26 protein-coding genes, 1 pseudogene and 1 riboswitch are annotated in these 24,678 nt (G+C 72.1%); of the genes and pseudogenes, 16 read left to right on the top strand and 11 right to left on the bottom strand.

Translation table 11 applies throughout. The annotated features are described in order from the left end of the window. The first annotated feature begins 114 nt into the window (after window positions 1-114). The 10 genes and pseudogenes from IO33_RS0103835 to IO33_RS46890 all read left to right on the top strand — a co-directional run. Window positions 115-1,353: a MurT ligase domain-containing protein gene (locus tag IO33_RS0103835; protein WP_031160170.1), complete on the top strand. Its 1,239-nt coding sequence runs from the start codon at window positions 115-117 to the stop codon at window positions 1,351-1,353. Between the two features lie 21 nt (window positions 1,354-1,374). Further along, a complete protein-coding gene (locus IO33_RS0103830; RefSeq protein ID WP_031160167.1) occupies window positions 1,375-2,103 on the top strand; it encodes a type 1 glutamine amidotransferase in 729 nt (242 codons plus the stop codon). A gap of 200 nt (window positions 2,104-2,303) precedes the next feature. Further along, complete coding sequence (locus IO33_RS0103825; RefSeq protein ID WP_031160165.1) at window positions 2,304-3,329, top strand: 6-phosphofructokinase; 1,026 nt, start codon at window positions 2,304-2,306, stop codon at window positions 3,327-3,329. 102 nt (window positions 3,330-3,431) lie between these two features. Then, the gene (locus IO33_RS0103820) at window positions 3,432-4,382 is read left to right on the top strand and encodes a cytochrome c oxidase assembly protein (protein WP_031160162.1); all 951 of its coding nucleotides are present in this window, start codon (window positions 3,432-3,434) and stop codon (window positions 4,380-4,382) included. Between the two features lie 71 nt (window positions 4,383-4,453). Then, on the top strand, window positions 4,454-4,621 hold the full coding sequence (locus tag IO33_RS49140; protein WP_031160160.1) for a hypothetical protein: 168 nt from the start codon (window positions 4,454-4,456) through the stop codon (window positions 4,619-4,621). Between the two features lie 36 nt (window positions 4,622-4,657). Further along, window positions 4,658-5,143 carry an Lrp/AsnC family transcriptional regulator gene (locus IO33_RS0103810; RefSeq protein WP_031160158.1) on the top strand — a complete coding sequence of 162 codons (486 nt, stop codon included), beginning with the start codon at window positions 4,658-4,660 and terminating at the stop codon, window positions 5,141-5,143. Window positions 5,144-5,295: 152 nt separating this feature from the next. Then, window positions 5,296-6,105, top strand: coding sequence for a dimethylargininase (gene ddaH, locus IO33_RS0103805; RefSeq protein ID WP_031160155.1), 810 nt, complete (start codon window positions 5,296-5,298; stop codon window positions 6,103-6,105). After that, entirely contained in the window at window positions 6,105-7,337 is a 1,233-nt protein-coding gene (gene rocD, locus IO33_RS0103800) for an ornithine--oxo-acid transaminase (RefSeq protein WP_031160152.1), read from the top strand. The genes ddaH and rocD overlap by 1 nt, the downstream gene beginning before the upstream one ends. A gap of 125 nt (window positions 7,338-7,462) precedes the next feature. After that, a complete protein-coding gene (locus IO33_RS0103795; RefSeq protein ID WP_031160149.1) occupies window positions 7,463-9,928 on the top strand; it encodes a SpoIIE family protein phosphatase in 2,466 nt (821 codons plus the stop codon). A 116-nt stretch (window positions 9,929-10,044) separates the two neighbouring features. Further along, window positions 10,045-10,482: pseudogene (locus tag IO33_RS46890) on the top strand (PP2C family protein-serine/threonine phosphatase); the annotation flags it as partial. 26 nt (window positions 10,483-10,508) lie between these two features. On the opposite strand, the gene IO33_RS0103780 reads toward IO33_RS46890, so the two are convergent. Next, on the bottom strand, window positions 10,509-11,141 hold the full coding sequence (locus IO33_RS0103780) for a DUF305 domain-containing protein (protein WP_031160147.1): 633 nt from the start codon (window positions 11,139-11,141) through the stop codon (window positions 10,509-10,511). A 97-nt stretch (window positions 11,142-11,238) separates the two neighbouring features. Next, a complete protein-coding gene (locus IO33_RS0103775; RefSeq protein ID WP_031160146.1) occupies window positions 11,239-11,646 on the bottom strand; it encodes a DUF6153 family protein in 408 nt (135 codons plus the stop codon). A gap of 227 nt (window positions 11,647-11,873) precedes the next feature. Between IO33_RS0103775 and IO33_RS0103770 the strand changes: the two genes are divergently transcribed. Together IO33_RS0103770 and IO33_RS0103765 are read left to right on the top strand one after the other, a co-directional pair. Next, the gene (locus tag IO33_RS0103770; RefSeq protein WP_031160145.1) at window positions 11,874-12,593 is read left to right on the top strand and encodes a lysophospholipid acyltransferase family protein; all 720 of its coding nucleotides are present in this window, start codon (window positions 11,874-11,876) and stop codon (window positions 12,591-12,593) included. Between the two features lie 58 nt (window positions 12,594-12,651). After that, window positions 12,652-13,674 carry an NAD-dependent epimerase/dehydratase family protein gene (locus IO33_RS0103765; RefSeq protein WP_209438800.1) on the top strand — a complete coding sequence of 341 codons (1,023 nt, stop codon included), beginning with the start codon at window positions 12,652-12,654 and terminating at the stop codon, window positions 13,672-13,674. Between the two features lie 51 nt (window positions 13,675-13,725). Here IO33_RS0103765 and IO33_RS0103760 read toward each other — a convergent pair whose 3' ends face one another. The 8 genes from IO33_RS0103760 to IO33_RS0103725 form a co-directional block, all read right to left on the bottom strand. Beyond that, complete coding sequence (locus tag IO33_RS0103760; protein WP_031160143.1) at window positions 13,726-15,321, bottom strand: alpha/beta hydrolase; 1,596 nt, start codon at window positions 15,319-15,321, stop codon at window positions 13,726-13,728. Between the two features lie 200 nt (window positions 15,322-15,521). Next, window positions 15,522-16,292, bottom strand: a complete 771-nt coding sequence (locus IO33_RS0103755) for an urease accessory protein UreD (protein ID WP_031160142.1) — start codon at window positions 16,290-16,292, stop codon at window positions 15,522-15,524. Then, entirely contained in the window at window positions 16,289-16,966 is a 678-nt protein-coding gene (ureG, locus tag IO33_RS0103750) for an urease accessory protein UreG (protein WP_031160141.1), read from the bottom strand. Before ureG ends, IO33_RS0103755 begins: the two co-directional genes overlap by 4 nt. Before the next feature lie 48 nt (window positions 16,967-17,014). Further along, the gene (locus tag IO33_RS0103745) at window positions 17,015-17,689 is read right to left on the bottom strand and encodes an urease accessory protein UreF (protein WP_031160140.1); all 675 of its coding nucleotides are present in this window, start codon (window positions 17,687-17,689) and stop codon (window positions 17,015-17,017) included. Then, window positions 17,689-19,410 carry an urease subunit alpha gene (locus IO33_RS0103740; RefSeq protein WP_031160138.1) on the bottom strand — a complete coding sequence of 574 codons (1,722 nt, stop codon included), beginning with the start codon at window positions 19,408-19,410 and terminating at the stop codon, window positions 17,689-17,691. Before IO33_RS0103740 ends, IO33_RS0103745 begins: the two co-directional genes overlap by 1 nt. Then, complete coding sequence (locus IO33_RS0103735) at window positions 19,403-19,714, bottom strand: urease subunit beta (protein ID WP_031160136.1); 312 nt, start codon at window positions 19,712-19,714, stop codon at window positions 19,403-19,405. Before IO33_RS0103735 ends, IO33_RS0103740 begins: the two co-directional genes overlap by 8 nt. 11 nt (window positions 19,715-19,725) lie before the next feature. Beyond that, window positions 19,726-20,028 carry an urease subunit gamma gene (locus tag IO33_RS0103730; protein WP_031160134.1) on the bottom strand — a complete coding sequence of 101 codons (303 nt, stop codon included), beginning with the start codon at window positions 20,026-20,028 and terminating at the stop codon, window positions 19,726-19,728. A gap of 226 nt (window positions 20,029-20,254) precedes the next feature. After that, a complete protein-coding gene (locus tag IO33_RS0103725) occupies window positions 20,255-20,533 on the bottom strand; it encodes a type II toxin-antitoxin system Phd/YefM family antitoxin (protein WP_031160131.1) in 279 nt (92 codons plus the stop codon). An 87-nt stretch (window positions 20,534-20,620) separates the two neighbouring features. Between IO33_RS0103725 and IO33_RS0103720 the strand changes: the two genes are divergently transcribed. The 3 genes from IO33_RS0103720 to IO33_RS0103710 all read left to right on the top strand — a co-directional run bounded on the left by IO33_RS0103720 (window position 20,621) and on the right by IO33_RS0103710 (window position 22,614). Beyond that, entirely contained in the window at window positions 20,621-21,256 is a 636-nt protein-coding gene (locus IO33_RS0103720; RefSeq protein ID WP_031160129.1) for an ATP-dependent Clp protease proteolytic subunit, read from the top strand. A gap of 7 nt (window positions 21,257-21,263) precedes the next feature. Then, window positions 21,264-21,569, top strand: coding sequence for a hypothetical protein (locus IO33_RS0103715; RefSeq protein ID WP_031160126.1), 306 nt, complete (start codon window positions 21,264-21,266; stop codon window positions 21,567-21,569). Between the two features lie 350 nt (window positions 21,570-21,919). Next, a riboswitch (cyclic di-AMP (ydaO/yuaA leader) is annotated at window positions 21,920-22,136 on the top strand. A 4-nt stretch (window positions 22,137-22,140) separates the two neighbouring features. After that, a complete protein-coding gene (locus tag IO33_RS0103710; protein WP_031160124.1) occupies window positions 22,141-22,614 on the top strand; it encodes a C40 family peptidase in 474 nt (157 codons plus the stop codon). Window positions 22,615-22,621: 7 nt separating this feature from the next. Here the strand turns inward: IO33_RS0103710 and IO33_RS0103705 are convergent, their stop codons facing one another. Continuing rightward, window positions 22,622-23,239, bottom strand: coding sequence for a LysE family translocator (locus IO33_RS0103705; RefSeq protein WP_031160122.1), 618 nt, complete (start codon window positions 23,237-23,239; stop codon window positions 22,622-22,624). 83 nt (window positions 23,240-23,322) lie between these two features. Here IO33_RS0103705 and IO33_RS0103700 point away from each other — a divergent pair, with 83 nt between their 5' ends. Continuing rightward, window positions 23,323-24,246: a LysR family transcriptional regulator gene (locus IO33_RS0103700; protein WP_031160120.1), complete on the top strand. Its 924-nt coding sequence runs from the start codon at window positions 23,323-23,325 to the stop codon at window positions 24,244-24,246. Window positions 24,247-24,678 lie beyond the last annotated feature (432 nt).

Genomic DNA, 24,678 nt, shown 5'->3' with positions numbered 1-24,678 from the left:
CACAGGTGTGGGCCGGGATTCGGGTGTGCGAATGGATCTCGATAGGCTTCAGGTCCACACCACGTTGCCGGATGGCCCCAGGCGCGGCGCGTACGCAAGGAGGATCGAGAACTGATGGCAGGCAACTCGGACCCGCTCTCGCCGCGGGCCAAGCTGGCCGTGACCGCGGGCAAGGCGGTCGCTGCGGCATCACGCGCAGCGGGGCGCGGCAGCGGGTCGGTGATCGGTGGCCGGGTCGCGCTGAAGCTCGACCCCGATCTGCTCGCACGGCTCGCCCAGAACCTGGACGTCGTCCTGGTCTCCGCCACCAACGGCAAGACGACGACCACCCGGCTGATCGCCGAGGCGCTGCGCGCCGCGGGTCCGGTCGTGTCGAACGCGCTCGGCGCCAACATGCCGGCCGGTATCACCTCCGCGCTCGCGGGCGGCTCGGACGCGAAGTTCGGTGTCATCGAGGTCGACGAGAAGTACCTGGCCGGTGTGGCGCGGGACACGGATCCCAAGTGCATCGCCCTGCTCAACCTCTCCCGCGACCAGCTCGACCGGGCCGCCGAGACCCGGATGCTCGCCGAGAACTGGCGTGAGGGTCTGGCCGGGACCAAGGCCTTCGTGGTCGCCAACTGCGACGACCCGCTGGTGGTGTGGGCCGCGTCCTCCTCGCCGAACGTGGTCTGGGTCGCGGCCGGGCAGATGTGGCAGGAGGACGCCTGGTCCTGCCCGTCGTGCGGTGGCGTGATGCAGCGCCCGGGCGACGACTGGTTCTGCGGCGAATGCGGGTTCCGGCGGCCCACGCCGACCTGGGCGCTGTCCGGGGATCATGTGCTGGACCCGCACGGCTCCGCCTGGCCGATCCACCTGCAGCTGCCGGGCCGCGCCAACAAGGCGAACGCGGCCAGCTCCGCGGCCGTCGCGGCCGTGTTCGGCGTGCCGCCCCAGGTCGCCCTGGAGCGGATGTACCAGGTGCAGGCCGTGGCCGGTCGCTACGACGTCGTCCAGTTCCAGAACCGTGATCTGCGGCTGCTGCTGGCGAAGAACCCGGCCGGCTGGCTGGAGACGTTCTCGCTGATCGACCCGCCGCCCGCACCGGTGATCCTGTCCGTGAACGCCCGTGGGGCCGACGGCACCGACACCTCCTGGCTGTGGGACGTCGACTACACCCGGCTGACCGGCCACCCGATCTTCGTCATCGGCGACCGGAAGCTCGACCTCGCTGTCCGCCTGGAGGTCGCGAACCAGCACTTCCAGGTCTGCGAGGACCTCGACCAGGCCGTGCAGATGTGCCCGCCGGGCCGTGTCGAGGTCATCGCGAACTACACCGCGTTCCAGGACCTGCGCCGTCGCGTCGGCAACTGATCTTCGAAGGGCGATCACCTCATGAGCGACAACCAACTGCGGCTGGTGTGGATCTACCCGGACCTGCTGAGCACCTACGGCGACCAGGGCAACGCCCTCGTCGTGGAGCGCCGGGCGCGGCAGCGCGGCCTGGACGTGGCGCGGCTCGACGTGCGCAGCGACCAGCCGATCCCGACCTCCGGCGACATCTACCTGATCGGTGGCGGCGAGGACCGTCCGCAGCGGCTCGCCGCCGAGCGGCTGCGCCGTGACGGGCATCTGCAGCGTGCGGTGCAGAACGGCGCGATCGTCTTCTCCGTGTGCGCCGGCTACCAGATCCTCGGCCACGAGTTCGTGAACGACCTCGGCCAGCGCGAGCCGGGCCTCGGCCTGCTGGACGTGGTCTCGGTGCGCGGCGAGGGCGAGCGGTGCGTCGGTGACGTGCTCGCCGACGTCGACCCGCAGCTCGGGCTGCCGCAGCTGACCGGCTTCGAGAACCACCAGGGCGTCACCCACGTCGGCCCGAGCGCCCGCCCCTTCGCCCACGTGAAGGTCGGCAACGGCAACGGCACCGGGGACGGCACGGAGGGCGCGTACAACGGGACCGTCTTCGGTACCTACATGCACGGCCCGGTCCTCGCCCGCAACCCGCAGATCGCGGACCTGCTGCTGAAGCTGGCGCTCGACGTCAACGCGCTGCCGCCGGTCGACGACCGCTGGTACGAGGCGCTCCGCAACGAGCGCATCTCGGCCGCCCAGCAGCCCGCGTAAGCGTCGCTCCAGCGGTACTTCAGCGCACCCCGGCAGGCTCGTAGTGGGCCCGCCTGACAGGCCGTCCGCTCACATGTGCGGGCGCGTCCAGCAGGCGGACGCCCGCTACGGAGCCACCCCCTCACGCCGGTAGGGTGGCCGGGAATCCGCCGGACAACGTGGTCCGGTTACCCGGCCCACGTTGAGAAGGTATTCGGGCTATGCGCATTGGTGTCCTCACGTCCGGCGGCGACTGCCCCGGCCTGAACGCCGTCATCCGGTCCGTCGTGCACCGTGCCGTCGCCGACCACGGCGACGAGGTCATCGGTTTCCGGGACGGCTGGAAGGGCCTCCTGGAGTGCGACTATCTCAAGCTCGACCTCGACGCCGTCGGCGGCATCCTGGCCCGCGGCGGCACCATCCTCGGCTCCTCCCGGGTCCGCCCGGAGCACCTGCGCGACGGCGTGGAACGGGCCAAGGGCCATGTCCAGGAGCTCGGCCTGGACGCGATCATCCCGATCGGCGGTGAGGGCACACTGAAGGCGGCCCGGCTGCTGTCGGACAACGGGCTGCCGATCGTGGGTGTGCCCAAGACCATCGACAACGACATCGCCGTCACGGACGTCACCTTCGGCTTCGACACGGCCGTCACCGTGGCGACCGAGGCGCTGGACCGGCTGAAGACCACCGCCGAGTCGCACCAGCGGGTGCTGATCGTGGAGGTCATGGGCCGGCACACCGGCTGGATCGCGCTGCACTCCGGCATGGCGGCCGGCGCCCACGCCATCGTCGTCCCGGAACGCCCCTTCGACATCGACGAGTTGACGGCGCGGGTCGGCGAGCGGTTCGACGCGGGCAAGCGGTTCGCGATCGTGGTCGCGGCCGAAGGGGCCAAGCCGAAGGCCGGCACGATGGACTTCGACGAGGGCGGCAAGGACATCTACGGCCACGAGCGCTTCGCCGGCATCGCCCGGCAGCTCTCCGTCGAGCTGGAGCACCGGCTCGGCAAGGAAGCGCGGCCCGTCATCCTCGGGCATGTCCAGCGGGGCGGCACGCCGACCGCCTACGACCGGGTACTGGCGACCCGCTTCGGGTGGCACGCGGTGGAGGCCGTGCACCGCGGTGAGTTCGGGAGGATGACCGCCCTGCGCGGGACCGACATCGTGATGGTGTCGCTGGCGGAGGCCGTGGAGACCCTGAAGACCGTTCCCGTGGAGCGCTACGACGAGGCGGAGTGCGTTCTGTAGTTCACCCGAGAACAACCCGCCCCCGGTCACCGCCGTGACCGGGGGCGGTTCTACTCTTGGGGCGGACAACTCGCACAACCCCCACGAATCAGGAGCCGCCGGATGGATCACAGCGGGCACGGCATGATGATGGATCTGCCGCCGTTCACGCTGGGGCGGGGGCTCCAGTGGTCGGCGGACCCCTTCTTCCTCGTCGCCTGTCTGCTCGGGCTGGGTCTGTACGGCTGGGGCGTCGTACGGCTGCGGAGGCGCGGGGACGCGTGGCCCGTCGGCCGTACGGTGGCGTACGTCGTCGGTGTACTCACGATCGCCCTGGTCATGTGCACCCGGCTGAACGACTACGGCATGGTCATGTTCAGCGTGCACATGGTGCAGCACATGGTCATCAGCATGCTGTCGCCGATCCTGATCCTGCTCGGCGCGCCGGTCACGCTGGCGCTGCGCGCGCTGCCGGCTGCCGGCCGGGGCCGCAGGGGGCCGCGCGAGCTGCTGCTGGCGCTGCTGCACAGCCGGTACATGCGGGTCATCACCCACCCGGTGTTCACCATCCCGCTGTTCATCGCGAGCCTGTACGCGCTGTACTTCTCCCCGTTGTTCGATTTCCTGATGGGGTCCAGGGCCGGGCACATCGCGATGATGGTGCACTTCCTCGCCGTGGGCGTGGTGTTCTTCTGGCCGATCATCGGCGTCGATCCGGGTCCGCACCGGCCGGGGCATCTGATGCGGATGCTGGAGCTGTTCGCCGGCATGCCGTTCCACGCCTTCTTCGGCATCGCCCTGATGATGGCGTCCGAGCCGATGGTGGACACCTTCCGGCACCCGTCGGCCTCGCTCGGCATCGACGCGCTGTCCGACCAGAACGCCGCCGGCGGGATCGCCTGGGCGTTCAGCGAGATCCCGTCCGTGCTGGTGCTGATCGCGCTGCTGTTCCAGTGGTACGGCTCCGAGCAGCGGCAGGCCAAGCGCAAGGACCGGGCGGCGGACCGGGACGGCGACAGGGAGCTGGAGGCGTACAACGCCTACCTGGCCTCCCTGAACGCGCGAGAGGGCTGACGCGGAGCCATCCCCTCCGGCCGGGAATCAGGGCACCATGGTCATGGACGGACCAAGAGGAGGGTGTCGCGATGCCCGGTTCCACGAACGGTTCCACCAAGGCGATGGGGGTTCTCACGGTCGGCGGGCTCGTCGTCGTGACCGCCTACACGGTCGTGCTCGGCGGCAACGGCTGGCTGTGGTTCGGCTGGGTGGTGCTGGGTCTGCTGACGCTCGCCATGGTCGTCACCCAGTCGTGAGGTCCGCTGCCGAGCGGGGCTGACTACAGTGCCCGCATGAGCAGCAGGACACCCTCCTTCGACGACCTCGACCGCAAGATCATCACCGCGCTGATGGCGAACTCCCGGACCAGCTTCGCCGAGATCGGCGCGGGTATCGGCCTGTCCGCGACGGCGGTCAAGCGGCGGGTGGACCGGCTGCGCGAGACCGGCGTGATCACCGGGTTCACGGCGACGGTGAAGCCCTCGGCGCTCGGCTGGCGCACGGAGGCGTACGTAGAGGTGTACTGCGAGGGCGCGGCCCCGCCCCGGCGCCTGGCGGAGGTCGTCCGCAACCATCCGGAGATCGTGGCGGCGATGACGGTCACCGGCGGTGCCGACGCGCTGCTGCATGTGCGGGCGCGGGACGTGGAGCACTTCGAGGAGGTGCTGGAGCGGATCCGCGTCGAGCCGTTCATCCGGAAGACGATCAGCGTGATGGTGCTGTCCCATCTCCTCCCGGAAAGCCCGGAAGCGGGAGCGACCCATGCGGCGCCGGAATGACCCGAGGTATGCGCAGGAGTAGTGCGCGCACACGCTGAAGAACGCAGCGATGCTGCGCATCTGCGCAGCTTTTTTTGCTTGTCGGGCGTCTGTTTCCCTTTCTACCGTGGTCACACCCCCAGTGACACACTGCAAAGCGGAGGGAACCCTCTGTGTCCGAAACCCGTGTACAGCGCCCTCGGCGCTTTCTCGTCTGTGAACCCAGACATTTCGCCGTGCAGTACGCGATCAATCCGTGGATGCAGCCCGACCGGCCCGTCGACCTGGACCTCGCCCAGGAGCAGTGGCAGACGCTGATCCGCGCCTACCGTGCGCACGGGCACAGCGTCGAGTCGGTCGAGCCGGTCCCCGGACTGCCCGACATGGTCTTCGCCGCCAACGCGGCGTGCGTGGTCGGCGGCCGGGTCTTCGGCTCCCTGTTCCACGCACCGGAGCGGCGCCCCGAGTCGGTGCACTACGACACCTGGTTCAAGGCGGCGGGCTACGACGTGTACCGCCCCGAGTCGGTGACCGAGGGTGAGGGCGACCTGGTGTGGACGGGCCGGTACGTGCTCGCCGGCACCGGTTTCCGCACCACGCGCGAGGCGCACCGCGAGGCGCAGGAGTTCCTCGGCCACCCGGTGATCGGCCTGACCCTGGTGGACCCGTACTTCTACCACCTGGACACGGCGCTGTTCGTCCTCGACGAGGGCAACATCTGCTACTACCCCGAGGCCTTCTCGGCGGGCAGCCGCGAGGTGCTGCGCCGCCTGTACCCGGACGCGGTGCTCGCCACCCGGGAGGACGCGATGGCATTCGGCCTGAACTCCGTGTCCGACGGCCGCAACGTCTTCATCGCGCCCCGGGCAGAGGCGCTCGCCGACCGTCTCGCCCACCACGGTTACGTCCCCGTCCCCGTCGACCTGTCCGAGTTCCACAAGGCAGGCGGCGGCATCAAGTGCTGCACCCAGGAGATCCGCTGATGACCGCGTCCTTCGATGCCCCCGCGCGCACCCGCACGTCCGCCGACCTGATCCGTGCCGAGGAACCCGTCCTCGCGCACAACTACCACCCGCTGCCCGTGGTGGTGGCCCGGGCCGAGGGCACCTGGGTGGAGGACGTCGAGGGCAACCGCTACCTCGACATGCTCGCCGGTTACTCGGCGCTCAACTTCGGCCACCGGCACCCGGCGCTGGTCGAGGCCGCGCACCGCCAGCTCGACCAGCTGACGCTGACCTCCCGGGCCTTCCACAACGACCGGCTCGCGGAGTTCGCGGAGCGGCTGTCCCAGCTGACCGGCCTGGACATGGTGCTGCCGATGAACACCGGTGCCGAGGCGGTGGAGAGCGGCATCAAGGTGGCCCGCAAGTGGGCGTACGACGTCAAGGGTGTCCCGGCCGACCGGGCGACGATCGTGGTCGCGGCGGACAACTTCCACGGCCGTACGACGACCATCGTCAGCTTCTCCACCGACGAGACGGCCCGCGCCGGCTTCGGGCCGTTCACACCCGGCTTCCGGATCGTGCCGTACAACGACCTGGCCGCGCTGGAGGAGGCCGTCGACGAGACGACGGCGGCGGTGCTCATCGAGCCGGTCCAGGGCGAGGCGGGCGTGATCATCCCGGACGACGGCTATCTGGCCGGGGTGCGGGAACTGACCCGCCGCAGGGGATGCCTGTTCATCGCGGACGAGATCCAGTCCGGCCTCGGCCGCACGGGCCGCACCCTCGCCGTCGAGCACGAGGACGTCGTCCCGGACATGCTGCTGCTCGGCAAGGCGCTCGGCGGCGGGATCGTACCGGTGTCGGCGGTGGTGGCCCGGCGCGAGGTGCTGGGGGTGCTGCACCCGGGCGAGCACGGCTCGACGTTCGGCGGCAACCCGCTCGCCGCCGCGGTCGGCACCGCCGTGGTCGAGCTGCTGGAGACCGGCGAGTTCCAGCGGCGGGCCGCCGAGCTGGGCGTGATCCTGCGGGACGGCCTGACCGAGCTCGTCGGCGAGGGCGTGGTCGGCTTCCGGGCGCGCGGGCTGTGGGCGGGCGTCGACGTCGACCCGGCGATCGGCACCGGCCGGGAGGTCAGCGAGCGTCTGATGCGGGAAGGGATCCTGGTGAAGGACACCCACGGATCCACGATCCGGCTGGCGCCCCCGCTGACCATCGCGGCGGAGGAACTGCGTTCCGCGCTGGCGGCGCTGAGGAAGGTACTGGGTTCCTGACCCCGGGTGGGGGCGGAGTGGCCCGCACACCGCCCCCACCCGCTCCCCGTCCCCCACCCGATGGCCGCAGGGTGAGGATGGGGACGTGAGGTGGTAGACCACTCTCAGCGACAGAGAGGTCGGCCGTGGGCACTCACGAGGAGCAGGACGTCGCCCGGCACCGGTTCGACGTGGCCGATGCCGCGCCCCTGCTGCTCGACGCACAGGGCGTGGTGACCAGCTGGACGCCGGACGCCCAGCGGCTGCTGGCGTACGCGGCCCCCGAGGTGGTGGGGACCCCGGCGACCGGTCTGCTGTGCACCGAGGACGCCGTGCGGGTGCCCGAGCTGGCCGAACGGTGTCTCAGGGACGGCGGCTGGGCGGGGCTGCTGACCGCACGGCGCAAGGACGGACAGCCGGTCCGGGTGATGGTGCGGATCACCCCGGCGGTGGAGCCCGGCGGCGCCCCGCACTGGCTGGTGCTCCTCTCCGACATGTCCGGGGCGCGTGGCTGGGACATGAGCCGTGCGGTGCTGGAGCAGATGGTGACCGGCTCCCCCGTCGGCATCGCGATCGTGGACACCGAACTGCGGTGCGTCTGGTCGAACGCGGCCCTGGAGCGGTACGGCGGCGGCTCCGCGCGGGAGCGGCTGGGGCGCCGGCTGGCGGAGATCCAGCCCGGCATCGACTCCGCGGGCATCGAGGCGCAGATGCGGCGGGTGCTGGAGACCGGCCGGCCGGTGGTCGGGTACGAGCATGTCGGCGAGGTGCGGTCCGCGCCGCACTGGGAGACGGCGCACATGATGTCGTTCACCCGCCTCGACGACGACCGGGGCCACCCGATGGGCGTGTACTACACCGTCGTCGACATCAGCGAGCGGTACCGCGCCCGGCAGCGGCTGGCCCTGCTCGACCGGGCCGGGGAGCAGATCGGCCGCACCCTGGACATCGTGCGCACCGCGCAGGAACTGGCCGACATGGCCGTGCGGCACTTCGCCGACTTCGTCAGCGTGGACCTGCTGGAGTCCGTGCTGCGGGGTGCGGAGCCCGAGCCGGGGCCGCTGGGCGACACGGATCGGGTGCCGTTGCGGCGGGCCGGGCACCAGTCGGTGAACCCCGGGGTCCCGGAGACCGTCGCCCGGATCGGCGAGGTGGCCACCTACCTCGCCGGGTCGCCCCCGGTCCGCTGTCTGAGCACGGGCCGGTCCTGGCGCGAGGAGCGGCTCGACCCGCTGGCCAAGGAGTGGGCCCAGGACATCCCGGGCGGCCGGGCGGCCACCTTCCTGGAGCTGGGCCTGCACAGCGTGATGATCGTGCCGATCCGCGCGCGCGGCATCACGATGGGCGTCACCACCTTCTTCCGGCGCCGCCGCCAGGAGCCGTTCGACGAGGACGACCTGAGCCTCGCCGAGGACCTGGTGTCCCGGGCGGCGGTCTGTGTGGACAACGCCCGCCGTTACACCCGCGAGCGGGACGCGGCGCTGGTCCTGCAGCGCCGTCTGCTGCCGCACCGGCTGCCCGCGCAGGACGCGGTGGAGGTGGCCGCCTGCTACCGGCCGGCCGACGAGCTGACCGGGCTGGGCGGCGACTGGTACGACCTCATCCCGCTGTCCGGGGCGCGCGTGGCCCTGGTCGTGGGCGAGGTGCCGGGACACGGGATCGACGCCGCCGCGGCCATGGGCGGACTGCGCACCGCCGTACGCACGCTCGCGGCGCTCGACCTGCCGCCGGAGGAGGTCCTCGCGCACCTCGACGACCTGGTGGCGCGGACGGCCCGGGAGGAAGGGGTGCCGCCCCCGGAGCCCGCCGGGATCCGGGCGGCGGGTCCGGGATGCGTGTACGTCGTCTACGACCCCGTCGACGGGCGGTGCACGATGGCCGCCGCGGGCCATCCCGCGCCCGCCGTCGTCCGGCCCGACGGCACCGTCGGCTTCGTCGACCTCCCGCAGGGCTCCCCGCTCGGAGTGGACGGGCCGCCCTTCGAAGCGGTCGAGCTGGCGCTGGCGGAGGGCAGCACGCTGGTCCTGCACACCGACGGGCTACTGGCCCACGGGGACGGCGGCACCGGCGACGGCACCGGCGACGCCGACCGCGAACGGCTGCGACGCGCCCTGGAGGGGGGCGCCCCCTCGCTCGACCAGCACTGCCGGACCGTGGTCGACGCCCTGGTCCCGGACCGGCCGCACGACGACGTGGCCCTGCTGATGGCCCGCACCAGGCTGCTGGGCGCCGACCGGGTCGCCGACTGGGACCTGCCCGCCGACCCGGCCGTGGTCGCCGACGCCCGCAAGGAGGCCGACCGGCAGCTGGCCGAGTGGGGTCTGGGGGAACTGGCGTTCACCACGGAGCTGGTGGTGAGCGAGCTGGTCACCAACGCCATCCGGCACGCGGAGGGCCCCATCCGGCTCCGGCTGATCCGGGACCGCGCCCTGATCTGCGAGGTCTCCGACGGCGGCGCCACCGCACCCCATCTGCGCCATCCGCGCACCACGGACGAGGGCGGCCGCGGACTGCTGCTGGTCTCCCAGTTCGCCCAGGGATGGGGAACCCGTTTCGTGCCCGGCGGAAAGGTCATCTGGGCCGAGCAGTCCCTGACGGATCCGCCGGGCTGACGTGCACGGCGTGTTCCAGGCGCTGCCGGGCTCCTGACACCCGACCTGGTCTTCGCGGACACCGACAAGGAGTTCCTGCGGGTGGCCGGGCGCACCCGTGAGCAGGTGGTGGGGCGCGCTACCGGCCCGCGGTCGGCGCGCTGAACGTGTGCGGGGACTGGTACGACCTCGTCGACCCGTTAGGCGGCAACCGCATCGGTGTGGCCGTGGGCGACGTGGTCGGCCACGGTCTGGAGGCGGCCGGGGTCATCGGACAGCTGCCCAGCGCGTTGAGCGCCGCCTCCCGGTCGCCGCGGGACCGGCCGAGGCCCTGAACGTCCTCGGCCGGTACGCGCACGTCGTGGACGGCGCCGAATCGGCCACGGTCGTCACGACCTTCATCGACTTCGACCGCCGCACGATCACCTGCAGCTGTGCGGGACACCTGCCGCCCGTCCTGGTCCGCCCCGACGGCCGTGTGGAGTTCCGAGCGGCTCGCGGACACCGTCCTGCTGGAACTGCTGCCGCCCGGGGGCGCCACCGACGACACGGCACTGGTCATCGTGCGGCTGTGACGGGAGGCGGCCCCGGGCCGCACTGCTCAGCTCTTGCCGAGGAGCCTGCCCATCTCCTTGATCTCGGCGTTCTGGGTGGTGACGATGGCGTCGGCCATCGCCTTGGCGGGCCCGTAGGCGCCCTTGGCCTTCTCCGTGCCGGCCATCTCGACGGCGCCCCGGTGGTGCTCGACCATCAGGGACAGGAACTTCTTGTCGAAGTCCGCGCCCTCGGCCTTCTTCAGCTCGGTCATGTCACTGTCACTCATCATCCCGGAAGCCCCGGACATTCCCGGCATTCCGGAGTGAGCCGAGTGGTCCATGCCGGCCATGGGGACCTGCTCGCCCCAGGACGTGAGCCAGCCGGTCATGGTGCGGATCTCGGGGTCCTGTGCCTTTTCGATGCGGGTGGCGAGGTCCTTCACCCGCGCCGAGGAGGCCCGGCCGGGGGCGAGCCGCGCCATCTCCAGGGCCTGCTGGTGGTGCGGGATCATGCCCTGCGCGAAGGCGACGTCCTGGGCGTTGTGAGCCCTCGCGGCCGACGCGCTCGGGGAGGCCGACGGGCCGTGGGCGGCGTGGCCGTCGCCGTCACCGCCGCCACCGCAGGCGGCGAGGACGAGGGCGGCGGTGACGGCCATGCCGGCCAGGGCGGCACGGCGCGTCGAAGTGCGGATGGTCATGCGGGAACTCCTGCGGTTCTCAAGGGATTCGGGGCACGTGTGAGCACGACCGCGAGCGCTGCGCCGACAGGCGCGCGGCTGCGGCCGGCGGGGCCCTCTAGATCCGCAGGAGTTGGAGTTCGGCCAGGGTGGGTGGGGCGCGGGCGCCATCCGGTGCCGTGGCCGCGCGGGAACGCGGGCAGTGGACCGGTGCGGGAGCCGTCACGGGGTCGGGGGCGAGGGCGGGCGGCTGGGGGCCGCCGTTCACCGCGCCCGAGGCGCAGGTGGGGTCCGCGTGGTGCGGATGGCCGCCCCCGCAATGGCCGTCGCCGCCCGGGCAGCCGTCCTGCGTCACGACGGAGACGGCGCCGGTGAGGTGCGTGGACCGGGCGTGCTCCGCCCTTCCCATGCCTCCGCCGGGCGCCAGGCCGTGCATGCCCAACAGCCCCGCCAGCACCGCGAGCACGAGCAGCCCGCGCCACCGCCGCTCGGGCGGGCGCGGGGCGTGCGCTGTGGTGCTGGTCATCGGGGACATCGTACGGGGACCGGTACGAGCGCCCGCGCGGGGCGCGCCGCCCACGCCCGCGGGGGCCACGGGTACCGGTCCGGGTGGGTACGCCCCACGGTGGCCCGGGGGCGGCGGCGGGGTTCAGGCGGGAGCCGTGGCGACGCGGGCGGCATGAGCATGGCCGGTTGCGGTTACAGATGACCTCAGGCGCACACGGGGTGGCCTGGACGAGTGAGGGGCGAGCCGTGTTCTACCACCTGCTCAAGTACGTGCTGCTGGGCCCCCTGCTGAGACTCGTCTTCCGGCCGCGGATCGAGGGCCTGGAGAACGTGCCGGCGTCGGGGCCCGCGATCGTCGCCGGGAACCATCTCTCCTTCTCGGACCACTTCCTGATGCCGGCGATGCTCAAGCGCCGGATCACCTTCCTCGCCAAGGCGGAGTACTTCACCGGCCCCGGGCTCAAGGGCCGGCTCACCGCGTTCTTCTTCCGCAGTGCCGGGCAGATCCCGGTGGACCGCTCGGGCAAGGAGGCGGGGCAGGCGGCGATCCGGGAGGGTCTCGGGGTGCTGGGCAGGGGCGAGCTGCTCGGGATCTACCCGGAGGGCACCCGTTCGCACGACGGCAGGCTCTACAAGGGCAAGGTCGGAGTCGCCGTGATGGCGCTGAGGGCCGGGGTGCCGGTGGTGCCGTGCGCGATGATCGGCACGTTCGAGGCCCAGCCGCCCGGGAAGGTCATCCCGAACATCCACCCCGTCACCATCCGCTTCGGCAAGCCCCTCGACTTCTCCCGCTACGCCGGCATGGAACGGGAGAAGGCCGTTCTGCGGGCGGTCACCGACGAGATCATGTACGCGATCCTGACCTTGTCCGGGCAGGAGTACGTCGACGAGTACGCGGCGGTCGTCAAGGCGGCCCAGGCGGCCGAGAAGAAGGGACGCAGGTTCCCGCGGCCACCGCTGGGCTGATCTCTGCCGTCGGCAGAAGGCACTCGGCCCGGGACTGCCGCGTGCCTAGGCTCGCCGTATGAAGAGGGCTGTGGTGATCGGGGCGAGCGGGCAGATCGGACGTCCGACGGTGACGGCGCTGGCGCGGGACGGCTGGCAGGTGACGGCCGCCTCACGGAGCGGCGGCCGGGACGCGGCGTGGGACGAGGGGGTGCGGGCGGTCCGGCTGGACCGTGCCGATGACGCGGCCCTGGCCGCGGTGGTCGGCGACGGCTGCGACCTGCTGGTCGACATCGTCGCCTATGACGCGTCGCACGCAGGGCAGTTGACCTCCCTGGCGGGCCGGATCGGCTCGGCCGTCGTGGTTTCGAGCGTGTCGGTCTACGACGACGGCGCGGGCCGGAACTTCGACACGCTGCACGAGCCGGGCGGCTTTCCCGCCTACCCCGTGCCGGTCCCCGAGACGCAGCCGACGGTGACACCCGGCGAGTCGTCGTACAGCACCCGCAAGGCCGCGCTGGAGCATGGACTCCTCGCAGCTGCACAGGCGTTACCGGTCACGGTGTTGCGCCCGGCCGCGGTGCACGGCCCGTGCAGCCCGCTTCCCCGTGAGCTGTACTTCGTGAAACGCAATCTGGACGGCCGGCGCCGTCGGGTGCTCTCCTACCGGGGCGAGAGCCGGTACCACCCGTCGGGCGCGCGGAACATCGCCGAGCTGGTGCGGCTGGCGGCGGCCCGGCCCGGTACCCGGGTGCTCAACGCCTGTGACGGCGAGGCGCCGACGGTCGAAGAGATCGGTGCGGCGGTCGACGCGGCGATGGACGTGGAGACGCGGACGACGCTCGTCGACGGTCTACCCGAGGGGGCCGTCGGACAGACGCCGTGGTCGATTCCGGGCCCGGCCGTGTTCGACATGTCCGCCGCCCAACGGGAGTTGGGCTACCGGCCGGTGGTGTCGTACGCCGACAGCCTGCCGGAGACGGTCGAGTGGCTGACCGGTGTGCTGGCCGGGCGGGACTGGCGGGAGTGCTTCCCGCTGCTCGCCCGGGCGTATCCGCGGCTGTTCGACTACGCGGCGGAGGACGCCTGGTTCGCGGCATGAGCGAGGGGCGGCCGGTGCGTCCGGCCGCCCCCCGTCACCGTGGGACCGCTGTTACGGCTTGGGCGTGGCGTGCGGGGTGCAGGTCACGTCCGCGGCGTCCAGCTTGCCGTCGAGCAGGTACGCGTCGACGCGCTGGTTGATGCAGGGGTTGACCAGGCCCGTCACACCGTGGGACCCCGCGTCCTTCTCGGTGATCAGACGGGAGCCCGTGAAGCGCTCGTGCAGTTCGACGGCACCCTCGTACGGGGTGGCCGCGTCCCGGGTGGACTGCACGATCAGCACCTGCGGCAGGCCCTTGTGGGTCTTCACCTGGACCGGGGTCCGCTGCTTGGCCGGCCAGGTCGCGCAGGGCAGGTTCATCCAGGCGTTGGCCCAGGTCATGAACGGGTTGTCCTGGTTGAGCCGGGTGTTGTCCCGGTCCCACTTCCGCCAGCTGGTGGGCCACTTGGCGTCGGCGCACTCGACGGCCGTGTAGACCGCGTTGCCGTTCTCGGCGCTGATGTTGCCGGCCGTGTCCGACAGGTCGGGGGCGGCGGCGTCGACCAGTGCCTTGGTGTCCCCGGCGACGTACTTGCTGAACGCCGTGGCGACCGGCACCCACGAGGAGTCGTAGTACGGCGCGCTCTGGAAGAAGGAGATCAGCTCGGCCGGGCCGACGACCCCGCCGAGGGGGTTCTTCTTGGCCGTGGCGCGCAGCTGGAGCCACTGGGCCTGGACGGCGGCGCGGGTGGTGCCGAGGTGGAAGGCGGCGTCGTTCGCGGCGACCCAGTCCTCCCAGTCCTTCCAGCGGCCCTCGAAGGCGACGTCCTGGTCCAGGTTGGCCTGGTACCAGATGTTCTCGCGCGAAGGGTTGACCACGCTGTCCACGATCATGCGGCGCAGGTGGCCCGGGAAGAGGGTGCCGTAGACGGCGCCGAGGTAGGTGCCGTAGGAGACGCCGAGGTAGTTGAGCTTCTTCTCGCCCAGGGCGGCGCGGATGACGTCCAGGTCGCGGGCGGTGTTCGGCGTGGTCATGTACGGCAGCATCGCGCCGCCGCGCTCGGCGCAGCCCTCGGCGTACTCGCGGGCCAGCTTGCGCTGCGCGGTCTTGTCCGCCTCGGTGTCCGGCACCGGGTCCATCTTGGGTGCCTTGACGAACTCCTGTGGGTCCACACAGGAGATGGGGGCGGAATGGCCGACACCGCGCGGGTCGAAGCCCACGAAGTCGTAGGCCTTGGCGACGTTGGCCCAGACGGGGTTCTTGTTGGTGATCCGGGTCGGGAAGCGCAGCCCGGAGGCTCCGGGACCGCCCGGGTTGTAGACGAGCGAGCCCTGGCGCTCGCTCGGGGTGCCCGTGTTGCCGATGCGGTCGACGGCGAGCTTGATCTGCTTGCCGTACGGGTGGGCGTAGTCGACGGGCACCGTCACCCAGCCGCACTGGATGGGCTTGGCCAGTCCCCAGTCGGCCGGACAGTCCTGCCAGTCGATGCCGGCCTTGGCGGCGCGGGCGGCGGCTGTCGCGGCGCCCTTGGCCTCCCGGTCCAGGCCCGGCCGTCCGGCGGCGCCGGCCGCGGGCGCCGAGACGACACCGGCGATCAAGGTGGCGGTGACGAGCGCTCCGGCTGAACCGAGTGCCAGCAGACGGCTCTTCGGTCTGGTCTCCCTCACGTGGGGCCCCTCCCCCTGCATCTGCATTGCTGCGAGTGGTCAGGGGATCCTCTCGACTGTGAGCCGCCTGAGAACAGAGGGAGTTGGTCTTCTTTACCAATCCGATAACCGGACGATCTTGTCCCGTTGAGCGGATGGGTCCGTCGTGGCCGCTCGCGCCCGCGCGGCAGAGCCGCATGTCACCGCAGGCCCGCAACCCCTTACGGGGCGCTTCGTGCGAGCCCTGCCAGTGACTCGTCCAGGACCCGCCGGAGTTGGAGCGCATCCGGTGCCACCGCACTGACCAGGACCGCAGGGCCGGCCAGTGGTATCAGGGCGGCGCACTCCCCCAACACCCGTGCCTGGGCCGGATGGTCGGCGAACTCGGGGCGCACCACGACGAGTTGACCCACCGCACGGCACCCCGCCAGTACCGCCGGGCCGTCCCAGCCGCCCGGGGCGCCGGGGCCGTAGGACAGCTCCTGGTCCAGTACCGTGCGGCCCGCGACCCGGACGGTCAGCCTGCTGGTCAGGCGTCCGGGCTCCTCCCCGGCCCGGCCGAGCACCTGTTCCTCGCGCAGTACCAGCCGGGCCCCGGCGGCGAGCTCGGCCCGTGTGGTGACGTACAGGTCGCTGCCGTGGGCCGAGATCAACTGCTCGGGCAGCCAGTGCAGTTCGGCGTCGTCGGTCACGTCGAGCCGGACGTCGTAGCGGGCCTCGCCATGGGCCTGGCCCGGCAGGGCGAGGGTGGCGGCGGCCGAGCCGACGTGCAGCCGGGCGCCCTTCTCGACCCGGGCGGTGAGCGTGAAGCGGTCGCCGCCGAGCGGGCCGCTCATCGCACCGACCACCATGACCCGCGCTTCCGCGCCGCTCGACCGGATGCGACGCAGGGCCAGCGGGCCCTCGCCGTCCAGCGCGGGCAGCGCGGTGCCGCCACGGCCGTCGGCGCGTGCGACGATCCGCGCGTCCGCCCGGACCCCGGTGGTGGTCATGCCGACCACGCGACGAGCCGCTCGCGCAGCCAGGCGGCCACGTCGGCCACACCGGTCTCGCCGCGCAACGACTGGAAGACCACCGGAAGTTCGGCGCGCTGCGTCCTGGCGTCGGCGGCCATCCGGGCGAGGTCGGAGCCGACGTAGGGGGCGAGGTCGGTCTTGTTGACGACGAGCAGGTCGGCCGTGGTGACACCGGGGCCGCCCTTGCGCGGGATGTCGTCGCCGCCGGCCACGTCGATCACAAAGATCTGCGCGTCCACCAGGCCCTTGGAGAAGGTGGCGGTGAGGTTGTCCCCGCCGGACTCGACGAGGATCAGGTCCAGCGGGCCGACCGCGGCCTCCAGGTCCTCCACGGCTTCGAGGTTGGCGGAGATGTCGTCGCGGATCGCGGTGTGCGGGCAGGCGCCCGTCTCCACGGCCGTGATCCGCTCGGGCGGCAGCACGGCCTCCCGGAGCAGGAACTCGGCGTCCTCACGGGTGTAGATGTCGTTGGTGACGACGGCCAGCGACAGCTCGTCGCGCAGGGCCCGGCAGAGCGCGGCGACGGTGGCGGTCTTCCCGGACCCGACGGGCCCGCCGAGTCCGATGCGCAGGGCACGGCGCGAACCGTCGGGCCGGTGCGCGTCCGCGCTGACGGTGGTGGGGCCGTCGTGGGTGTGGTCGAGGTGCATGTACGGCTCCGTTGTCCGACGTGTGGGGGTGGGGTCCGGCGCAGGGGTTCAGGAGGCGAAGAGGCGTACCGGCCAGGCGGCGTGCCACTCCGCGGCCACCTCCAGCAGGGGGCCGGACGCCGCGGGCAGCGCGTCGACACCCTCGTCGAGCGCTCTGCGGGCCGCCGTGACGGCGCGGTCCGCCACGCGGTCCAGCTCCGGCGCCAGCCGGGCCAGGACACCGGTGGCGTCGAAGGGGTCCAGGCTGAGCAGGCGCACGGTGGCCGTCGCCGGGCCGCTCACGCTCTCGTAGGCCGCACAGTACGCCGCGTCCTCGGGAGCGAGTCCGGCCGACCGCGCCGCCACGCCGAGCACCACGGGCTGGTGCGCGCCTTTGGGGAACTGCACGCCCAGCGCGTCGAGTTCGGCCGACGGCCAGGCCGCCCGGGCCGCCCGCAGCAGCTGCCGGCCCAGGCGCCGGGCGGCGCTCCGCAGGGCCGGAGAGGGTGTACGGGCGTCCGCGGCCGCGTCCAGCTCTTGTGGCTCGACCCCGAGTACGGCCGCGGCGGCCAGCGCGCCGGCGACCAGCCCGGCGGTGTGCAGCCGGCCCCGGCAGAAGTCCTCCAGGCCGGCTGCGGAGGTGATCCGGCCCGCCTTGACGGCGGCCTCCGCCCCTCCGGAGTGCGCGTGTCCTCCGGCGGGGAAGCGGCCGTCGGCCAGGACGAGCAGTGCTGCCCTGGACATCAGAAGAGGAAGTAACGCTGGGCCATGGGCAGTTCGGCCGCCGGCGTCGCCTCGACCAGTTCGCCGTCGATGTGCACGGCGAAGCTGTCGGGGTCGATCCGGACGTCGGGCCGGGCGTCGTTCTCGCGCATGTCGGCCTTGGTGACCGCACGCGTGGACTCGATCGCCGCGAACCGCTTGCCGAGCCCCAGCCGTTCCGGCAGCCCGTCCTCGATCGCGAGCCCCGCGACGAAGTTGACGGAGTTGGCGGCGGGTGCGCGGCCGATCGCGCCGTACATCGGGCGCGGCAGGATCGGCTGCGGGGTGGGGATGGAGGCGTTGGCGTCGCCCATCTGCGCGTAGGCGATCTGCCCGCCTTTGATCACGAGGAGCGGCTTGACCCCGAAGAACGCGGGCTCCCACAGCACCAGGTCGGCGAGCTTGCCGGTCTCGACGGAGCCGATCTCGGCGGCGAGGCCCTGGGCGAGCGCCGGGTTGATCGTGTACTTGGCGACATAGCGCCGTACCCGGTGGTTGTCCGCGCGGCCGTCGCCCGGAAGTGCGCCGCGCCTGCGCTTCATGACGTGGGCGGTCTGCCAGGTGCGCAGGATCACCTCGCCGACGCGGCCCATGGCCTGGGAGTCGGAGGAGATGATCGAGATCGCGCCGAGGTCGTGCAGTACGTCCTCCGCGCCGATGGTGGACGGCCGGATCCGGGACTCGGCGAAGGCCAGGTCCTCGGGGACGGACGGGTTGAGGTGATGGCACACCATCAGCATGTCGAGGTGTTCCTCGGCGGTGTTGACGGTGTACGGCCGGGTCGGGTTGGTGGAGCTGGGCAGCACGTTGGGCTGCGAGACCACGGTCATGATGTCCGGCGCGTGCCCGCCGCCGGCGCCCTCGGTGTGGTACGAGTGGATGCCCCGGCCCGCGATCGCGGCGAGGGTGTCACCGACGAAGCCCGCCTCGTTCAGCGTGTCCGTGTGGATGGCCACCTGGATGCCCGTGCGGTCGGCGACGGTCAGCGCGGCGTCGATGACGGCCGGGGTCGAGCCCCAGTCCTCGTGCAGCTTCAGGCCGACGGCGCCGCCGCGGATCTGGGAGAGCATCGCCTCGTGCGAGACGGTGTTGCCCTTGCCGAGGAAGCCGACGTTGACCGGGTAGGCCTCCATCGCCTCCAGCATCCGGGCGAGGTGCCAGGGGCCGGGTGTGACGGTGGTGGCCTTGGAGCCCTCGGCGGGACCGGTGCCGCCGCCGACCAGGGTGGTGATGCCGGAGGCCAGCGCCTCGTCGGCGACCTGGGGGCAGATGAAGTGGACGTGCGCGTCGATGGCGCCTGCGGTGAGGATCCGCCCGTTGCCCGCGATGATCTCGGTCTCGGGTCCGATGACCAGGTCCGGGTGGACGCCGTCCATGGTGTCCGGGTTGCCGGCCTTGCCGAGGGCGGTGATCCGGCCGTCGCGGATGCCGACGTCGGCCTTGACGATCCCCCAGTGGTCGACCACGACGGCACCGGTGATCACGGTGTCGGGGGTGCCCTCGGCGCGGGTGGCGCGGGACTGGCCCATGGACTCGCGGATGACCTTGCCGCCGCCGAACACCGCCTCGTCACCGGAGGTGCCGGGGCCGCCGCAGCGGTCCTGCTCGATCTCGATGAGCAGGTCGGTGTCGGCGAGCCGGATGCGGTCACCGGTGGTGGGCCCGAACAGGTCGGCGTAGGCGCCGCGCTGGATCTCAGGCATCGAGGGCACCTCCGGTCTCGCCGCGCAGCCCCGGCACGATCCGGGCGCCGGCCAGGGGCACGAGTTCGACCTCGGCGGGGATGCCGGGCTCGAAGCGCACGGCGGTGCCGGCGGCGACGTTCAGCCGCTTGCCGCGGGCCGCGGCCCGGTCGAACCGCAGGCCGGGGTTGGCCTCGGCGAAGTGGTAGTGGGAGCCGACCTGGACCGGCCGGTCGGCGGCGTTGAGAACGGTCAGACGGGTGACCTCGCGGCCGGCGTTGAAGTGGACGGGTTCGTCGGCGAACAGGATCTCTCCGGGAATCATCGAGGCCCCCGTCAGATGATCGGCTCGTGGACGGTGACGAGCTTGGTGCCGTCCGGGAAGGTGGCCTCCACCTGCACGTCGTGGATCATCTCCGGCACGCCGTCCATCACGTCGTCCCGGCTGAGCAGCTTGCGGCCGGAGGACATCAGCTCGGCGACCGTACGGCCGTCACGCGCACCCTCGAGGATGTGCGACGTGATGAGGGCGACCGCTTCCGGGTGGTTGAGCCTGAGGCCACGGGCCCGGCGCTTCTCGGCGACGTCGGCCGCCACGTGAATGAGCAGGCGCTCTTGTTCGTGCGGGGTCAGTTGCACGTCCCACCTCACAGTCCTCGCTCCGGACCGTGCGGGGTCCGGTTGCCGCGGCCACCACGACGGGGACAGGTGTAACACACAGACAAATCCCCGAATCATCCTCGATCCGGGCAGAAAAACCCCTGGTGGCGTGGATCGGCAGGCTAGTTCGCCGGAGTTTCGGCGACGTTAACCAGACCTTGATCCACTCATGACCGCGCGATGGGCGCCCCGATACCCGCGCACGTCAGGACACGCCGGGTCCGCGATGCTCGGCGGCGATCCCGAAGCGCTGCTGTTCGCGCGTGGCGGAGCCCGCCTCCCGCACCCCCGAGACCGAGCTGATCACCTGCTCCTCGGCCGGCTCGTCGAGCGCGTCCAGCCGCTCCAGGTCGGCGGCCGAGACCAGCGCGACCAGCGGCTTGCCGTGCCGTGTCACGACGACGCGCTCACCGCCGTACACCACCCGGTTGATCAGGTCGGCGAGCTCAGCCCTGGCTTGCGTCACCGGAATCTCGTAGGCCATGCCCCCATCATAACGTCACGTACGTCCTGTACATTTTTTACAGAAGCCGAGCCTGTCGGAGGCCGTGCGATGAGGAGGGGTATGCCCATGTCCCGAGCGTTCGCCCGCTATGTCCTGCCCGAGTTCACCGAGCGCACCAGCAGCGGCGCGCGCACCCTCGACCCCTACGGCAAGCTCTTCGAGGACCGGATCGTCTTCCTCGGGACCACGCTCGACGACACGGCCGCGAACGATGTGATGGCGCAGTTCATGTACCTGGAACACGCGGCCCCGGAGCGGGACATCACCCTGTACGTCAACTCCCCGGGCGGTTCGTTCAGCGCGCTCACGGCGGTCTACGACACGATGCGCTACGTCAGTTGCGACGTGGCCACCTACTGTCTGGGCCAGGCCGCGTCCCACGCCGCCCTGCTGGTCGCGGCCGGCGCACCGGGCAAGCGGTTCGCGCTGCCCGGCGCCCGCATGGTGATCGGGCAGCCCCGGCTCCCCGAGCCGGTGCAGGGCCAGCCCAGCGACCTGCTCATCCAGGCCGACGAGTTGGCCCGCATGCGCGCGCTGACCGAGGAGATGCTCGTGCGGCACACCGGGCGCACGGCGGAGCAGGTGCACGACGACCTGGAACGGGACGTGGTCCTGGACGCCCCCGCCGCGCTGTCCTACGGTCTGGTGGACGGCATCGTGCCCGGCCGGCGGAGCACGCCCGGCGCACCGGACGCGAGGTGAGCCGCCGATGCTGCCGGAACTTCCGCCACTGCCCGCACTCACCCGTGCCGAAGGGGATCTGATCGACCGTTACCTGGAGGCGGCCGACCTGCTGGGGAGGATCAATCCGGCACGGGACGGAGACACCTATCGCGGACTGCGCGCGGCCCAGGCCCTGGTCCGCAAGGCCGCAGAGCTGCGTGACGCCCTCGCGTTGATGCACCAGCGGGGCGAGACGGAGCTGCACGGGGACACGCTGGCACGGGCCTTGCGGGTGCTGGACGGTGCGCGTCGCACCGCTCGCGTCGCGCTCCCGTCCGACGGCGTCGGCTGATCCGGACGCCCGACCAGCCGCACGAACCCGACTGTCGACACACGCCGTTCGGGACGGGCCCGAAACGGCCCGAACGGCGTACCCCCGACCGGTGTATATCCAGATCGTTTTACGGACCTTCCGACTTGCGCACCGCACGGGTCCGTGGTGCGTAAGAAGAGGCTCCGCCCCAGGTCGGGGGCTACGACCGGGATGTGACGGCGCCTCGAACGCAGCCGTGTCCACTCGAACGGGTGAGTGGTGAGTAACGCCACAAATCCCCGATTCCGTTGGGATTTTCAGACAGCTGTGAGTGAAGATCCCTGTCTGACGACAAGCCCCCGCCACAACGGCGGGGCGATCCGGGCGGACGCCGAGTCCTGCCGCCGCCCGGGTGACCGGTCGACGGAGTGGATCGGCAGGAGTGGAGGACCCAAGCAAGTCGGGTCGCCGGAACGGATGTTCGTCTGTACGTCACAGACGGCCGGATGTTCCGAGCAGCCCTTGGGGTGAAGCCGCATCGCGGCCGGGCAACTTCGCCAGCCCGAATCCGACAGGTCATCCTTCACAGGCGGCTGACGAAGGGTTGCGCATGACTGCGCTGAATCGTGTCCCGTCGCTCATGGCCCGGGCCGGCACGGCCTCGGCCCTCACCCTTGCCGCCGTCGGCGGCTCGATCGCGGTGCCCGGTCTCGCCACCGACGCCTCGGCCGCGACTCTCGCGACAAAAGCACTGCAGGTCGCGGCCTCCAAGAAGGGGTCCCCGTACCAGTGGGGAGCCACGGGGCCGCACCGGTTCGACTGCTCGGGGCTGACGCTCTATTCGTTCAAGAAGGCGGGCAAGAGCCTGCCGCGTACCGCAGCCCAGCAGTACAACAAGACGCACCACATCTCGGCCGGCGGCCGTAAGGCCGGTGACCTGGTCTTCTTCCACTCGGGTTCCAGCGTCTACCACGTCGGCATCTACGCCGGCCACGGGAAGATCTGGCACGCGCCGAGGACCGGGGACGTGGTGAGGCTCCAGAAGATCTGGACCAAGAGCGTCTGGTACGGCAGGGTCAACTGACCCCTCGTCAGGGCAGGAGCGGCTCCAGCAGCAGGGCCGCTCCCAACACCGTCAGCGCCACCCCGGTGCCCGCCTGGAGCCCACGGGCGGCCCGGGGCCGGCGCAGCCACCCGCCCAGCCGGTCCACCAGCAGCGCTACCGCCTGGAACCACACCAGCGCCAGCACACACACGATCAGCGCGAGCAGCAGCGTCCGGGGCAGCGCGGGGCTCCCCGCGGGCACGAACTGCGGCAGGAGACTGAGGAAGGTCAGCGAGGCCTTCGGGTTGAGGACGTTGGTGACGAAGCCCTGCCGGAGCGGATGCGCGCCCCCGGCCGCGGCCTCCTCGGGCGTCGCCGCGGGCCGCCGCAGTGCCCACAGGGTCCGCACGCCGAGCTGCAGCACATAGGCGCCGCCCAGCAGCTGCAGTGCCCCGAACAACGCGGGCACGGCGACCAGGACGGCCGCGACCCCGGCCACCGCCAAGGTGGTGTGCACCAGGAGTCCGCCCGCGATGCCGAGCCCGCACACCGCGCCGGCCCGGCGTGAGACGAGGGCGTTGCGTACGACCACGGCGAAGTCGGCGCCGGGCATGGCGACGAGTCCGGCGGCGATCCCGGTGAAGGCGAGGAGCTGTCCGTCCATGCGGCCAGCCTGCCTGGCCCAAGCCTTCAACAGGTATTTCGAATGGATGGGGAGAGCCTTAAGCATTGCTTTAGTCTGGTCACATGTACGACCCCACTCGGCTGGCGGCGCTCGTGGCCGTGGCGGAGGCCGGCTCGATCACGCGGGCGGCCGACCGGCTCGGCTACACGCCGCCCGCCCTCTCCCAGCAGCTGGCCAAGCTGGAGCGGGAGGCGGGCACGGCGCTGCTGGTACGCCACCACCGCGGGGCGCGGCTGACCGAGGCGGGCGAGCTGCTGGTGGCCCGGGCCCGGCGGGTGCTCGACGAACTCCAGCAGGCCCGGCACGAACTGGCGCGGCTGACCGGACTCACCGGCGGGGCGCTGCGGCTCGGCACCTTCCCGACCGCCGGGGTGCATCTGCTGCCGCCGGCGCTGAGCGCGTTCCGCCGGGCGCATCCGGACGTGACGCTGTCGGTCGCGGACTACGACCCGCCGGCCGGGGTCACGGCGGTGGCGGCCGGCGAGGTGGACCTGGCGCTGACCCACACCTACCACCCGGCCGAGCCCGTTCCCGTGCCGTCGTCGGTGCGGCTGGAGCCGGTCCTGGTGGAGGAACTGGTACTGGTGACCGCGCCAGGGCACGCGCTGAGCAGCACCTCCTCGCGGCTGCCGCTGGCCGAGCTGGCCGGACAGCCGCTGATCAGCATGGCGCCGCAGCATGCGGCCCGGCGGCAGATCGAGGCCCTGTTGTCCGCCGCGGGCGCCACACCGGCGCTGCTGGTGCCGACGCCCGGGTACGCCGTGGTGTGTGCCCTTGTCAGCGCGGGGCTCGGCGTGGCGGTGGTCCCGGAGATGGTGGCCCGCACGGCGGCCACGCCGGTCGGGGTACGGCCCTTGGAGGCGGGCCGCCTGCACCGCACGATCTCGGTGGCCCACCGCGCGGACGAGACATCGCCGGCCGCGGACGCCTTCCGGACGCTGCTCCGGGGCGCGTTCGGCCGAGCGGGTCGCTCCGCGGGGACCTGAGCCGGGGCAGGAGCGCCGCGACCACGACACGAGGCCCGACGCGACCGCCTACCGCAAGCCGCTGCCGGACAGCGGCCGACAGCCCGCCACATCCAACCACCGACACCGCGCTACGGGGCCTGAGATCCCTCCCCCACCGCCGGCATCACGGCGCGCATGCGGCCACATCTGACGGCCCGTGAAGGCCCCTGGGCCCCGGCATGGGCGGACCGGGGCGCGTTCGGCGCTGAGCAGGCCGCTCGACGGGCCTGGAGCGCCGGGACACACCGTCCCGGCGCCGCCGCGAGCGCTCTTCTGCCGGGCGGACCACACGCCGACGAGCGTCCCGGCTGGGCCACCTCACCGGCGAAGGGGCCTCGGAGCCGACCGCTCCACACCCGCAGCCCACCCCGGCCCGCCGCGAGCCTCACCGCCCCCCCCCAGCCCCTCACC

The organism is Streptomyces durhamensis, assembly GCF_000725475.1.
Taxonomy (GTDB): Bacteria; Actinomycetota; Actinomycetes; order Streptomycetales; family Streptomycetaceae; genus Streptomyces; species Streptomyces filipinensis.
This window is presented reverse-complemented; position numbering and strand designations above follow the sequence as displayed.

Coding starts and splice junctions, on each gene's coding strand:
- IO33_RS0103740 (WP_031160138.1), bottom strand. CDS start 19,410: ATGCCTGAGATCCAGCGCGGCGCCTACGCCGACCTGTTCGGGCCCACC.
- IO33_RS0103720 (WP_031160129.1), top strand. CDS start 20,621: ATGTCCCGAGCGTTCGCCCGCTATGTCCTGCCCGAGTTCACCGAGCGC.
- IO33_RS49140 (WP_031160160.1), top strand. CDS start 4,454: ATGCCCGGTTCCACGAACGGTTCCACCAAGGCGATGGGGGTTCTCACG.
- IO33_RS0103745 (WP_031160140.1), bottom strand. CDS start 17,689: ATGTCCAGGGCAGCACTGCTCGTCCTGGCCGACGGCCGCTTCCCCGCC.
- IO33_RS0103775 (WP_031160146.1), bottom strand. CDS start 11,646: ATGACCAGCACCACAGCGCACGCCCCGCGCCCGCCCGAGCGGCGGTGG.
- IO33_RS0103810 (WP_031160158.1), top strand. CDS start 4,658: ATGAGCAGCAGGACACCCTCCTTCGACGACCTCGACCGCAAGATCATC.
- IO33_RS0103825 (WP_031160165.1), top strand. CDS start 2,304: ATGCGCATTGGTGTCCTCACGTCCGGCGGCGACTGCCCCGGCCTGAAC.
- ureG (WP_031160141.1), bottom strand. CDS start 16,966: ATGCACCTCGACCACACCCACGACGGCCCCACCACCGTCAGCGCGGAC.
- IO33_RS0103715 (WP_031160126.1), top strand. CDS start 21,264: ATGCTGCCGGAACTTCCGCCACTGCCCGCACTCACCCGTGCCGAAGGG.
- IO33_RS0103735 (WP_031160136.1), bottom strand. CDS start 19,714: ATGATTCCCGGAGAGATCCTGTTCGCCGACGAACCCGTCCACTTCAAC.
- rocD (WP_031160152.1), top strand. CDS start 6,105: ATGACCGCGTCCTTCGATGCCCCCGCGCGCACCCGCACGTCCGCCGAC.
- IO33_RS0103780 (WP_031160147.1), bottom strand. CDS start 11,141: ATGACCATCCGCACTTCGACGCGCCGTGCCGCCCTGGCCGGCATGGCC.
- IO33_RS0103765 (WP_209438800.1), top strand. CDS start 12,652: ATGAAGAGGGCTGTGGTGATCGGGGCGAGCGGGCAGATCGGACGTCCG.
- IO33_RS0103835 (WP_031160170.1), top strand. CDS start 115: ATGGCAGGCAACTCGGACCCGCTCTCGCCGCGGGCCAAGCTGGCCGTG.
- IO33_RS0103755 (WP_031160142.1), bottom strand. CDS start 16,292: ATGACCACCACCGGGGTCCGGGCGGACGCGCGGATCGTCGCACGCGCC.
- IO33_RS0103705 (WP_031160122.1), bottom strand. CDS start 23,239: ATGGACGGACAGCTCCTCGCCTTCACCGGGATCGCCGCCGGACTCGTC.
- IO33_RS0103725 (WP_031160131.1), bottom strand. CDS start 20,533: ATGGCCTACGAGATTCCGGTGACGCAAGCCAGGGCTGAGCTCGCCGAC.
- IO33_RS0103830 (WP_031160167.1), top strand. CDS start 1,375: ATGAGCGACAACCAACTGCGGCTGGTGTGGATCTACCCGGACCTGCTG.
- IO33_RS0103700 (WP_031160120.1), top strand. CDS start 23,323: ATGTACGACCCCACTCGGCTGGCGGCGCTCGTGGCCGTGGCGGAGGCC.
- IO33_RS0103820 (WP_031160162.1), top strand. CDS start 3,432: ATGGATCACAGCGGGCACGGCATGATGATGGATCTGCCGCCGTTCACG.
- IO33_RS0103710 (WP_031160124.1), top strand. CDS start 22,141: ATGACTGCGCTGAATCGTGTCCCGTCGCTCATGGCCCGGGCCGGCACG.